The sequence below is a fragment of the Delftia deserti genome (assembly GCF_042653485.1).
GTDB classification, from domain to species: Bacteria; Pseudomonadota; Gammaproteobacteria; order Burkholderiales; family Burkholderiaceae_C; genus Comamonas; species Comamonas acidovorans.
This window is the reverse complement of record NZ_JBHSIH010000001.1, coordinates 187909-200609: the sequence shown is the minus strand read 5'-3', so window position 1 is coordinate 200609 and position 12701 is coordinate 187909. Positions and strand designations below refer to the sequence as shown.

10 protein-coding genes are annotated in these 12701 nt (G+C 59.0%); 4 read left to right on the top strand and 6 right to left on the bottom strand.

Going from position 1 to position 12701, the window contains the following annotated elements; all coding sequences use genetic code 11:
* Positions 1-514: 514 nt before the first annotated feature.
* On the bottom strand, positions 515-847 hold the full coding sequence (locus ACFPFG_RS00950) for a hypothetical protein (RefSeq protein ID WP_380104450.1): 333 nt from the start codon (positions 845-847) through the stop codon (positions 515-517).
* 417 nt (positions 848-1264) lie between these two features.
* Complete coding sequence (locus ACFPFG_RS00945; protein ID WP_380104448.1) at positions 1265-3757, bottom strand: hybrid sensor histidine kinase/response regulator; 2493 nt, start codon at positions 3755-3757, stop codon at positions 1265-1267.
* 599 nt (positions 3758-4356) lie between these two features.
* On the opposite strand from ACFPFG_RS00945, the gene ACFPFG_RS00940 reads away from it, so the two are divergent.
* From ACFPFG_RS00940 to ACFPFG_RS00930, 3 genes are all read left to right on the top strand, one after another.
* Positions 4357-5457, top strand: coding sequence for a porin (locus ACFPFG_RS00940; RefSeq protein ID WP_183017990.1), 1101 nt, complete (start codon positions 4357-4359; stop codon positions 5455-5457).
* A 242-nt stretch (positions 5458-5699) separates the two neighbouring features.
* Positions 5700-7280 carry an esterase-like activity of phytase family protein gene (locus ACFPFG_RS00935; RefSeq protein WP_380104447.1) on the top strand — a complete coding sequence of 527 codons (1581 nt, stop codon included), beginning with the start codon at positions 5700-5702 and terminating at the stop codon, positions 7278-7280.
* A gap of 517 nt (positions 7281-7797) precedes the next feature.
* On the top strand, positions 7798-9561 hold the full coding sequence (locus ACFPFG_RS00930; protein WP_312376854.1) for a DEAD/DEAH box helicase: 1764 nt from the start codon (positions 7798-7800) through the stop codon (positions 9559-9561).
* A 149-nt stretch (positions 9562-9710) separates the two neighbouring features.
* Here the strand turns inward: ACFPFG_RS00930 and ACFPFG_RS00925 are convergent, their stop codons facing one another.
* The 4 genes from ACFPFG_RS00925 to ACFPFG_RS00910 all read right to left on the bottom strand — a co-directional run bounded on the left by ACFPFG_RS00925 (position 9711) and on the right by ACFPFG_RS00910 (position 11789).
* Complete coding sequence (locus ACFPFG_RS00925) at positions 9711-10145, bottom strand: SEL1-like repeat protein (protein WP_374621796.1); 435 nt, start codon at positions 10143-10145, stop codon at positions 9711-9713.
* Positions 10146-10281: 136 nt separating this feature from the next.
* Complete coding sequence (locus ACFPFG_RS00920; RefSeq protein ID WP_380104445.1) at positions 10282-10728, bottom strand: hypothetical protein; 447 nt, start codon at positions 10726-10728, stop codon at positions 10282-10284.
* Between the two features lie 480 nt (positions 10729-11208).
* Complete coding sequence (locus tag ACFPFG_RS00915; RefSeq protein WP_380104443.1) at positions 11209-11709, bottom strand: M15 family metallopeptidase; 501 nt, start codon at positions 11707-11709, stop codon at positions 11209-11211.
* On the bottom strand, positions 11637-11789 hold the full coding sequence (locus tag ACFPFG_RS00910) for a M15 family metallopeptidase domain-containing protein (protein ID WP_380110195.1): 153 nt from the start codon (positions 11787-11789) through the stop codon (positions 11637-11639). Before ACFPFG_RS00910 ends, ACFPFG_RS00915 begins: the two co-directional genes overlap by 73 nt.
* Before the next feature lie 455 nt (positions 11790-12244).
* Here ACFPFG_RS00910 and ACFPFG_RS00905 point away from each other — a divergent pair, with 455 nt between their 5' ends.
* Entirely contained in the window at positions 12245-12622 is a 378-nt protein-coding gene (locus ACFPFG_RS00905) for a hypothetical protein (RefSeq protein WP_197956307.1), read from the top strand.
* Positions 12623-12701 lie beyond the last annotated feature (79 nt).

The window sequence follows — 12701 nt, the reverse complement described above, 5'->3', positions numbered from 1 at the left end:
TGCGGCGTTGTGCGGGCACCATCGTCAAAGACGGGTTGCCATGGTACTTTCTCCTGTTTTAGCCTGAAGAAGGCACCATGGCTTCCTGGTGTCATGCACTTGGTTTATTGTTGCTTCAATAGATTTCCATTATCCCATTTTCACTGGCCGAGTATTTGCTTTCCGAAACTGCTCGAGCAGAAACGGCCTTTCCCCCTGTGCCGGCCAAATGGGGGTACATGTAGCACAGAACTGCGACTTGCAAATTTGCTACTGGAATGCTACCAGCCATGGTGAAACCATTGTTATAGCAATTTGGAATTCCTCGAACTCCAACGGCGAGTGAAAGATCGCCACCTCTCGCGACAGAAAAGTCAACTCCTGCACTTGCAGATACTCTTGTATACGAACCAGCACGTGGGTAAGGGGCGTAGCTTAGAGATAGAACAGGTCTGTAGTCCCATTGGCCACCAGGCATGTAATAGTAGTTGGAATGTTGCTTAAATGACATTTCCTTTTGAAGGGAAGCTGGTTCTCAATGAAGAGGTATATTCCTTTCATCGCTGCCAATTACCATTTTTCCAGGAGATTCTGGATTTTTGTCTCCGTACATTTCACACAACCTCTTGTTGAATTCAATTGCTTCATCATTTTGATTGGTGGTTTCGTAGAGATACGATCCATTTGATAGCTTGACTAGATTTATGGTAACAGTACCATTCATTCCAGCCATGCTGCCAGAAATACTTCTGGCGACCATTGGCATGCCGTTCTTTTCAATTTCCTCATTCCCTATCAAAAAATCTTGAGCCATTGCAGAGATTGATACGAGAAAAAGTATAGATCCGGTCAGAATTTTACTTGGCATAGTTCCCTCTGTGCTGAAATGTTAATAGGCCTTTGCTACATGGCAGTGAGTGGCGCTATCAGTCTAAGTTCTTTCGAATTTTCAGATCAAGTGGAGACTGCTGTCGTTTTCTATTTTTTCTGAAAAATAAGATACTTCCTAGGAATTGACGTGAATTGACGATCAACGGTCTAAACACACGCATTCGGATGGCCTGATGAGCAAGGCTTGCGCTGATTCGCAGGCTTGATGAATCCGTAAGCTCCTGGTGCCGTGCATCCGAGTGCTCTTGCCGCTTTGGCAGTGCCCCTTTGTCGTCGGCGATCGAGTCTGCCCACATAGCCACTACGAGGGCCGAGGGAGATGCGATATGGCAGGGTTTGAGCTGCGAGACAGGCGCCCGGAATCTGCGGGTCACCACGGCGCCAGCCGCGCAACTCAGTCCGATGGCACAGCGTCGGTACTGCCCAGAATCTCCGCCACCTTGAGCGCCAGCGCATCCAATGTGAACGGCTTGGTCAGAAGCTGCGTCCCGGGGTGCAGGTTTTCCTGGCTGAGCGGAGATGCCTCGGTGAACCCCGTGATGAAGAGCACCGGCAGGTCGGACCGGGCCAGGCGTGCCTCGTCGGCCAGTTGCTTGCCGTTCATTCCGCCGCGAAGCCTCATGTCCGTGATCAGCATGTCCACCCGGGTTCCGGCACGCAGTACCTGCAGCGCGGCGGCTGCATCGGCCACGGCAAGCACCGTGTAGCCCAGGTCGACAAGCGCCTCGTCGATGAGATGGCGGATCGGGGCCTCGTCATCCACGACCAGCAAGGTCCTTTGGGCAGGAACGACCGCCTGCCTTGCCGCATCGACCGCGCGTTCTGCAACGGGCGCGGCGTCGCACCGGGGCAGATACAGGCAGACCGTGGTGCCCTGGCCCGGCTGGGAGAAGATCCTTACCGCTCCTCCCGATTGCCGCGCGAAGCCGTAGATCATCGACAGCCCCAACCCTGTTCCATGGCCCACCGGCTTGGTGGTGTAGAACGGCTCGAAGGCACGCGCAATGGTCTGCTCCGACATTCCGGTGCCCGTGTCGGTGACGCAAAGCGACACATAGCCGCCCGGCGGAAGATCCCACTCCCGGGCTGCCGCCTCTTCAAGCTCGATATTGGCTGTCCTGATGGTCAGCCGGCCGCCTTCGGGCATGGCATCGCGGGCGTTGATGCACAGGTTCAGGATGGCGTTCTCCAGCTGCGTTCCATCGATTTGCGCGTGCCACAGATGGGCTGCCGGCACGATATCTATGTCCACGCTGGCGCCCACGGTCCTGCGCAACAGGTCCTCCCAATCGGCCAGGAGCGCGGCCATGTCGGTGGGCTTGGAGTCCAGGATCTGCCGGCGCGAGAACGCAAGCAGCCGCTGCGTGAGCGTGGCGGCGCGCCGCACCGCCCCCTGCGCTCCATGGATGAAGCGCGTGAGGTTGTCCACCTGGCCGCGCGCCAGCATCCGCTGCAGCAGCTCCAGATTGCCCATGACGGCCGCTAGCAGGTTGTTGAAGTCGTGCGCAAGGCCGCCCGTCAACTGGCCCACCGCCTCCATCTTCTGCGACTGGCGCAGTTGCTCCTGCACCTTGGCCAGCGCTTCGGCCTTGGCCATTTCGGAGGTGATGTCGCGGCCCACGGCATTGATGCGGCCTGCCGCCGAACGCGTGGACCAGGAGATCCAGCGATAGCTCCCGTCCCGATGGCGATACCGGTTGTCAAACCGGGCATGCGCCATGCCTGTGGCCAGCTCCTGCGTGTCCTGGATGGTGCGCGCCAGATCCTCCGGATGGATGAGATGAAAAAGCGTCGTGCCCAGCAGCTCGTCTTCACGCCAGCCCAATACCTCGGTCCAGGCCGGGTTGACCGCAGTGATGATGCCCTCGAACGTGCAGCGCATCATGATGTCGGAAGACAGCTGCCACAGCGCGTTGCGGTCGGCCGTGCGCTCTGCCACCTGTTCCTCCAGCGTGGCATTCAAGCGCTCCAGCGCGGCCTGGGCCTGCTTGCGCTCGGTGATGTCGGAGGCTGCTCCCAGCCAGCCGGTGATGGCGCCTGCGGCATCGAACAGCGGCACGGCGCGCGAGAACGCCCAGCCCACGCTGCCATCGACCCGGTTCACCCGGTGCTCGATCACATAGTCGGTCTTCGTTCGGATGGCCCGCGCGATTTCCGCGCGCACCAGGTCGCGGTCCTCCGGGGGGATGTAATCTTCCAGCCAGTTCGTGTTGGACGCCTGCGTGTCAGGGATGAACCCGCCGCCTGCCAGCTGATGCAGTTCGCTCCAGTCCGCACTGATGGAGTAGCGCACCTCCGAGGAGGAACGCACCAGCGCATCCAGCCGTTCCTCGCTCTGGCGCAACATGTCCAGCGCGCGCCGTTCCGCATCGATGTCCAGAATGGCGATGGCCGTGGCCACCACCTCCCTGTCCGCATTGCGCAGCGGCACCCCGAACACGCGCGTCCATACCTCAAGCCCCTGGGGCGTGTCATAGACACAGTCAACACCCGGCACCACCAGCTCCCCGCGGAACGCGCGGGCGGCCACAAACTGGTCGCGGGGAACGGGCTTGCCATCCTTGTCCCAACTGCGCCAGCGCCCCCGGTCTTCCTCGGCCGACAGCAGCGACGGGATGGGGGTGTCCGGCAGGAAATGTCGGTAGGCCGGGTTGGACATCAGCACCTTGCCGCCCTTGCCCACCAGGCACAGGCCTATCGGCAGATGCTCGATGAAATCCGAAAACAGCGTCTTCTGGTCTGCCACCTGTGCATCGAAGGGGTCCTGATCGCTGGCGCCCGCGCCCTGCATGGCGCTGGCATGGCCCGCCGTGGCAATCGCCAGCTGCGCCCGCAGCCGGGCGTTTTCCTCGCGAAGCAGGGCAATCTCTTCGGACTCTTGGATCATGGGGGGGATGGGGCGGGGCGTTGGGTGGAGGAGAGGGGGCAGCTCGCCGCTGGCGGGGACGGCGATGCTGCCTGAGGATCATAGCGGTGACTGCTGGTGCGACCGATGTTGAGGCTGCAGTCCTCGGTGCGGCAATTCTTGTGGGTTTTCGGCCTCCCAGGGACTATGGGGTTGAACTGGCCGTGCAATGGGCTGAATTTGGGTCCCCAATGACCGATGAATCGGTCGACGAACGCTCGAAATGTTCCATTGAAAATCTGAAAGTCGAGAACCTTATTGGGAAAATGGCAAAAGGATGCATATTTCCGCCAATTCCTCGAATATGAATCAAACAAATCGGCAATGAATGATCTGCCCCGTCGTGCAAGCCATGGCTGAAGGGGGGCGGCGAGAGGGCTTCCCTGCAGGAAATGTGCCGCAGGCACCGCCGCTGCTGTGACTTTCATGTCACACAGCACAGCTGTCACGAAGAATACTTATGTGTTGCTTAGAGTTCCCGCAGCGGTGGCAGGAGGCTACCGTCATTCTCATTAATAAGTTCAGTTCGTATCTCGCCAATGAAAAATCCAAAAACGTGCTCGCGCATTCTGGGACTCGCGATGGGCACATTCTTCGCCTCTTCTTCCAGCTTGGCCTTGGCACAATCTTCCGTCACCATTTTTGGTGTGGTGGACGTCGGCGTCACCATTGCCAAGTCCGGCAGCAACAGGCTCAATGCACTGAACTCCAGCCAAGGCAAGACCAGCTTGCTTGGCTTGCGTGGCACGGAGGACCTCGGCGGCGGCAACCGAGCTCAGCTCTGGCTTGAAGGCGGCCTCAACCCCGATGTCGGCACTGGCGGCAGCAGCGGCTCCCTTGGCTTCGAGCGCCGCTCCACGATCGGGCTGAGCAACAATTCCTGGGGTGAAATCCGGCTGGGTCGCGACTACACCCCCAGCTACAACATCTTCACCGCTTTCGCGGGCCCCGACACCACCACCGGTGTGCAGGCCAATCTGTTCCAGACGATCCGCCAGACTGCCTACAACGCCGCCAGCCAAAGCGGCGTGGTCGACCGCACGCGCATCAGCAACGCCGTGGGCTACTTCCTGCCGAGCGACCTGGGCGGTGTCTATGGCCAGTTCTCGATTTCCTTTGGCGACGAGAACGCCTCCGGCTCTGGCGCAAGCAAGGCCCGCAGGTACATAGGCGGCAACCTGGGCTATCGCTCAGGCCCGCTGAACGTGGGTATCGGCTACGGCAGGATCGACGGCACCGCAGCCGTGGCTTCGCCCAGCGCCATCGCCGCAACCAGCGATCTCGAAGACCTGGTGCTGGGCGCCTCGTACAACTTCGGCAGTTTCCTGCTCAATGGCGGATACAACAGCCTGAAGTGGGAGCCCGTCAACGGCGCAACCTCCGGGAAGGTGGACGGTTTCTACCTGGGCGCGACCATCCCCATGGGGCCAGGCAGCTTGCGCGTCAAGTACGCCAGCGCCAAGTTCAGCGGCAACGCCTCTGCCCTCACGCGCAGCGGCGGCAAGGCCGACAAGTATTCGATCGGATATGTCTACGACTTCTCCAAGCGCACCTCTCTGTACGCAGGGCTGGCGCGTGTGAACAACAAGAACGGCGCCAGCGTTGGCCTGATCGGCGGCCCTGCGGGTGTGGCCAACGCCGGCTCGACCGGTGTGGATCTGGGCATCAGCCACTCGTTCTGAGCGGCACAGCGCCTTTTCCAGAAACGAAGCCTTCAAGCTTGGGCAGGCCCTTGCCACGCAGGGCCTGCCGATCTGCCGATCTGCCGATCTGCCGATCTGCCTATCTGCCTATCTGCCTATCTGCCTATCTGCCTATCTGCCTATCTGCCTATCTGCCTATCTGCCTATCTGCCTATCTGCCTATCTGCCTATCTGCCTATCTTCGTATCAGGCTTGCCTCTTCTTCTCAAGACCTACTCGCCATGCGACCCCCCACTTCTTCTTCCTGCCTGATGGCAGTGATCGCCGCCGCGGCTGCCTTGCTGAGCGCCTGCGCCGACACCCGCCCGCTCCAGGTCGCCGGCTCCGAGACGGTGACGCAGACCACCGGCGTCGGCAGCATCCGCGCCATCGTCACGCGCCAGGACGTCCAGTTCGACGACAGGTTCTATTTCCCCTACGAAGGCCAACACCCCGCCACCAAGGCCGATTTCCCCAAGGGCTTTCTGCCAGCCTACGGTTCGGGCCTGGCCTTGAAGGGCAGGCGTGCCGACGGCACGCTGGAGTTCTACGCCATCACCGATCGCGGCCCGAACGCGACCACCGGCCCGGTCACGCAGATCACCGACGGCTCCAATCCCACGGGCTTTGCCAGTTCCACGGTGTTTCCCTCGCCCAACTTCACTCCGTCCATCGGCGTGATCGCCCTGGGAAAGGACGGAGCCAGGCTCGTCTCCACCCTGCCGCTCAGATTCAGCGCCACACAGAATGCCAACGGCCGCGTGCAGCCACGGGGCATCACAGGCAACACGGGCGAGCAAGTCCTGGACGACTCCTTCACCTATCCCGGCAAGGCCAAGGGCTACAGCGAATTCGGCCTGGACACAGAATCCGTGGTGGTGGATGCCGCACGCAATGCGCTGTGGGTGTCCGACGAATACGGACCCTTCATCGTGAAGATCGACCCGGCGACCGGCATCATCCAGAAGAAATACGGGCCCGGTACCAGCGCGGCCGATCTGCCGGCCATTCTCGCCAAGCGCCGCGCCAACCGTGGCATGGAGGGGCTGAGCATTGATGTGGCCAGCGGCAAGCTGCACGGTTTCCTGCAAAGCCCCCTGGACGACGGCAAGGCCGACTACACCACCGCTGCCGTTGCCGACGCCACTGGCAAGTCGGAGAACGTGCGCGACTACGCTCGCTTTGTGCGCTGGGTGGAGTTTGACCCGGCCACCGAGAAAACCCGCCTGTTTGCCTTGCCCGTGGACAGCCGCTGGTACAACCAAGGCAAGACCGGCAATGCCAAGCTGGGTGATGTGGTCTCACTGGGCAAGGGGAAGTTCGTCGCCATCGAGCAAGGCACGGGCAAGGACAAGAAAGTCTTCAACGACCTGGTTCTGATCGAGTTTCCGGCCAACGCCACCGACATCACCGCGCTGGGCTCCGACCTGGAAAAGAGCAGCCTGACTGGCAAGCCGGTCAATGGCTCGGACTATTCCAAGGTCGTGACGCTCAAGAAGACCCGGCTCTTCAACCTGAACGCCACCGGCTGGGTGGCCGAGAAGGCCGAAGGCCTGGCACTGGTCGATGACTACACGTTGGCGCTGACCAACGACACCGACTTCGGTGTTTCGCTGGCCGTGCTGGACGCCAGCGGCAAGGAAATCGAAGGCTCGGACGTCACCAAATGCATGGTGGACGCCGACGGCAAGATCGTGAACGACGGCCAATGCGCCAAGGGCGCGGCGAGCCTGCGCTTTACCACCAATGACGTCAACGATCGCACGCAGCGGCTGTGGACCTTTGGGTTCAGCAAGAAGCTGAGCGAATACGGCACTCCCTGAACGACTGCGACTGCGACTGCATGGCATAGGCAAGACAACGGGGCCACGGCGATCCAGGGCGGTTCGTCCAGCGCGAAGGCGCTGCGACGGGCCGCAACGCTGATGTCGCCTCCTCTGGCATCTGCACGGAGCAGCACCGCCGTTGCGGCGCAAGTGCGGGCTTGCCACAATGACTGGTCCTTTCGACCTTCGGAAGTGTTCCGGCATTGCCCAAGGCGGTAGTCGTCGAGTGCGTAGATGGCTGGTATACGTCCGAGCCAAGCACTTTCACAATCAAATCCCCCTCTGCTTGGCCATTTCAAAAGCGCTCTCGGATTCCATACTGGTTTCCCCGTGAATCGAGGAAATTCAACAGTGAGCAGTGACCCGTTCAGAGTCCCTCTCGGATTTCCGATGGCTTGGAATTGGCCAGTCATCGAATTCCTGAAGAGATGGCGCGTGCGGTATCCTCAGCCGCTCTGTGGAGGAGAAGAAAGTGGCGGTACTGATTCCTGCGATGGGGGCGTGCGTTGGGCGCATGACGCCTGGCGAGCGACGCTTGGCCGAGCGTTTGGAGCAAAAGCTCGAAGACGATTACATGCTCTGGTATGACGTGCCCATCGGTCCCAAGCAGACGCATCCTGATTTTGTCGTCATTCATCCACGCAGGGGCGTTCTGATTCTTGAGACCAAGGATTGGCGGCTCGAGACGGTTCAAGAGGCGACCAAACAGGCCTGGACGCTCATCGTGGATGGAAGGCCCAAGGTCGTCATCAATCCGGCAGCTCAGGCGCGACACTGCGCCATTCAAGTGGTCAACGCACTGGAGCGGGATCAGCAACTCATTCACGGCGAAGGCCCTCATCAGGGGAAGCTGGCATTTCCATGGGGCAGCGGCGTGGTGTTCACCAACATCACGCGCAAGCAGTTTGAAGAGTCTGCACTGGACCAGACGATTGATGCGCATCTGGTCATCTGCAAGGACGAGATGCTGGAATCCGTTGATGCGGAGGCTTTTCAGCAGCGCCTGTGGAACATGTTCCCCCACGCTTTCGGCAAAGCCATGTCGGTGCCGCAGCTCGAGCGCACGCGGTGGATCATGTTCCCGCAGGTGCGTGTTCCGGTGCAAGGCAGCCTTCTGCCGGAAGACGCGGACGAGCTGCCGGACATCATGCGCGTCATGGACTTGCAGCAGGAGCAACTCGCGCGCAGCCTGGGCGATGGGCATCGCGTGATCCACGGAGTTGCCGGCTCAGGCAAGACCATGATTCTTGGCTATCGTGCGGAACACCTGGCCAAGACCGCTTCGACCAAGCCCATCCTCGTGCTCTGCTACAACGAGCCCTTGGCCGTGAAGCTCAATGCCTGGTTCGCGGCCAAGGGCCTGGCCGATCGGGTGCACGCCCGCAACTTCCACAAGTGGTGTCGCCAGCAGTTGGTGGCCTATGGTCAGACGCTACCCGCTCAGGGCGCAGGCATGTTTGATCAGATGGTGGAGTTTGTGATTCGCGGCGTGGACAGGCAACAGATTCCGTCCGGGCAATACCAGGCCGTGATGGTCGACGAGGGGCACGACTTTCAGCCTGAATGGCTCAAGCTCGTCACCCAGATGGTGGACCCCGAGACCAACAGCCTTTTGATCCTGTACGACAGCGCCCAGAACATCTATGGCAAGAGCAAGGCGCGTGGCTTCAGCTTCAAGAGCGTGGGAATCCAGGCCTCTGGGCGCACGACCATTCTCAAGATCAACTACCGCAACACCAGGCAGATCCTGCAAATCGCCAACCGCGTCGCCGCCGAGTTCCTGCAACCCAATGCCCAGGATGAGGACGGTGTTCCGCTGGTGCAACCCATCAGCTGCGGCCGCGAAGGGCAGGAGCCGCTGATCGTGCGCCTGCCGAGCTTGAGGGACGAGCCCGCCAAGATCGCCGAGCTGCTGGCTGCGGCGCATCAGGAAGGCCACGCCTGGGGTGACATGGCCATCCTGTGCCGCGATCACGACTCCATGAACCAGTGCGCCATGGCACTTGGCCGCAGAAAACTGCCGCATCGCGTGCGACATCGGTCAGGTGACTTCGATCCACTGGCCGACACCATCAAAGTGATGACAATGCACGCCAGCAAGGGATTGGAGTTCCCGGTCGTGGCCGTTGCAGGAGTGGGGCAGATGCCGCGTGAAGGCGAGGATGCGGCGGACGAGGCCAAACTGTTCTATGTGGCTGCGACGCGGGCGACACAAAAACTGGTATTGACTGTGGCGGGTGAAGGAGCGTTTGCGAAAGCGCTGGTGAATGCGGGGTGAATGCGGGGTGAATGCGGGTTGAGGGCAGGGCGAGGACGGGCACAAGTCCGTGGTGCGGTGTTCAGTGCTCCAGGCGTGGCCCCAGTGGCGTTGCGCCCGCAGCGCATTCTTGAGGATGGCGCTGCGATCCGAAAAGGATTTCGCGCCTGTCACCCTTCCCACTCGGATGTGCACGCCATCTTGCCACTCGGTGCATTGCGCAGGCGGTTCAGGAAATCCAACTGGCTTTTGGCCGTTTGATTCCCTTTTGCCACGGCTTGCCGCAGCCAGTGCACTGCTTCGCAGCGATCCGCTTTCACCGCGGTGCCGTACAGGGTTGGGCCTGCCAGAAGAATCCATGCCAGTGTTTCCTGGGCTTGTGGCTCGCCATCCCGGGCCGCCTGGCGCAGCAACGCGAGCATGGAGGCGTAGTCACCCGCAGTCTGCGCCTCCAGGGCCAATTGAAATCGCTGCTCGGGAGTAGTGGCCATGTCAAAAGGCAAGGGTGTCGCCTGTGCCAGCGCGCAGGACAGGGCCGCTGCGATGAACAAGCCATGGCGTGCATGCCGTACCAGCGTGGCAATTGGGCGGAATTCGAATCGCATTTTTGTCTCCACTTGAACTGAGTGGCCCCATCGTCTTCGCAATCCCGATCCCTGAAAATTCGGAATTTTCAAAGGCGCCCTCAGGGCTACCCAGAGGCTGACTCGAATCGGCCGTGCAGGCCGCGCGCGCAAGGCTTCAACCCATGAACCCCAGATCGATGGGATACGCCGAGCCGCCGAAGTTGCCGATGTGCGGCAGCTGTGCGTTTGTACGGAGCAGCGGTGCCGAGCGGTATCTGTCGCCTGGCGTTCGCATGGCAAGGCTCCTGAACGTTGCACCCAGGCTCAGCCGCATCCGGTATGCCAAGCTCAGGCAATCCTCTGGTTGCCAGTGTGTGTATGGTGAAGTCATTCGTGCACGTTGCCTAAGGTTCAGGTGTTGCACTTCATATTTGAGATCGCCGTAAATCAACTCTGCAAAGACAATGACAAGAATCTTCTTTATGTTGGTGGCGATCATGATTTCTGGCGCCACGTCTGCTGGTGGGAAGAATTCACCACCAATCCAAGATTTGCAAGAAATAAAGAGATCTGCAGATGAATTCTTGATAGAGGAAAACAGGCAGAAGAGAACGAAATTCACGGCTGTTCGAATCAATCCAAAAATAATAGTCGAACAGTGCGCTGTTCCACTTGAATCAGTTTGGGCATCCTCAGACAGTGGAGTTTTAGGAAAAAGAGTTCAAGTTGTCTGCCAATCGACATTGCACGATCAAAAGGGTTGGCGTGTTCTGTTGCCAATTGCAGCGTCAGCCGCACAAAAGAATTAGAGTGAAGTTCTATGCACCAGGAATTCTTGGCTGCCGCGCAAACGAAGGGCGATTCCAAGAGGCGCTGATTAGTGGCCTGGTTTGGTTCAATGAATGTAGAGCTATTCTTTCTCATTGATTTTGCTTCTATCGTATTTTTTATTGAAGCGTGTTATGAGTTTTCGTTTGCTGTGACAAGAAGCTGACGCAGAGTTCGGCGATGTCTCGCAAGCCATACCTAACAGATGCACCTTGGCGACTGCTGCCAAATGACATGAGCAGTCCTTCGTGCCCCCACCAGCAGCTTCAACCAGTTACTGTTCATCTGGTGAAGCAATATTCAGAATGTGCTGTTCATAGATTTCGGAAATTCGCTCCAGGACAAGCGCCTTTCCTAGAATTTCCGCATCTATAACAGCATCCCGTAATAATTCTGGAGAGACCTGCTTCAGGGCCTTTGTTGACAGCGGTGCGTAGCTAAGATGCCAAGGCTCAGGATACATCCCACCTTTGAAAAATTTGTAGGGTCGGAAAAATCCGTACTTGGCAATGTTTTCATCGAGCCAAAGATGCAGTGGGTGAAATACTCCACCTTTCACGGTCTCTTCCGGAAGTAGCTTGGGTTCATAGCCTACAGGCATCGCGGCGCCATCAACTACATCGATTTCTGTGCCCCACTGATGGCGGCTTCCTCCAGGTAGAGCAGACCAGTTGAGAATGCAGTCAATGATCTGATCGTCATCTAAATTTGCCTTATCACGAGGAACACCTTTGATGTCATACAGAGGTTTTTCCCGGAAAATTTCCCGTTCCAAATTCTCAGTTGAGTCCGAAAATCTCTAAACGTACTAAAAGGTAGTAGATCTATTCCTGCTTTTTTGGCGTCGTTGCGCATTGCAAGAAATGCATGTCCGGCATCCAGTTGGGCCGCGAATCGGGGTTCATCAAACTGGGTGACATGAGTGCGTGATCTGCCAGTAAGCTCTAGGTCATTCAGCATATGTCTTTCAGTTTATTTTGGAGTCACTTGGTCTTGTTTTGTCGTAAGCAGTGTATTGATGAGCGGCCACTTCTGGCCGGCAGCAGTCCTTCACTAGGTACCACTTTCACGCTTTTTCACTCGCTTGTCCACTTCACCCACTACATCCCCCGGCGCAACCCCCAACATCTTGCACAGGCAGACCGAAGGCTTGGCCTCGTATCAGCTTCTGTCTTCTCTGCCTCTTTACAAAATTCCAACTACAGGTGGCAGACAGAGACTTGGCAAAGCCTGAAGCTTTGCTGTCCGGTTCTCCCGCTTCCACTGGGTGCAGTGGCTCTGGGGCCGAAACCTTCTCGTCAGGAACCCCAATGCCCCAGCCAACCCTCGCCACCACACCCCCACCCAAACTCGAAGACCTCGCCATAGACGCCGTCCTGCACATGGGCGCCGCGCTGGATGTGCTGGACCTGCACGCTCGCCACAACATCACGGCCATCAATTGCGTGTGCCGTGACCTGCTGCGCATCTACTACGTGAAGGCCGATCAGGCGCAGTCGCTGGAGCCGCAGGACAAGGAGTTGGTGGGCCTGCTGCACGACACGGCGGTGAACCTGGGCTATGCCATTGAGGTGGTGGAGCATCTCAATGGCGATGAGGCCGACGACCCCATTCTTTATGCCGTGAGCTATCTGCTCAGGGCGGCGAAGCGGTTTGCGGATGAGGGTGTGTCGGTGGCGTTGGCCTGAGGAGTGCTGCGGGCGCGGATGGCCTGCGGATATGGCGGGAGCGAGGCAAAAAATGGGCGAAAAAAAAGCGCGCCTCATG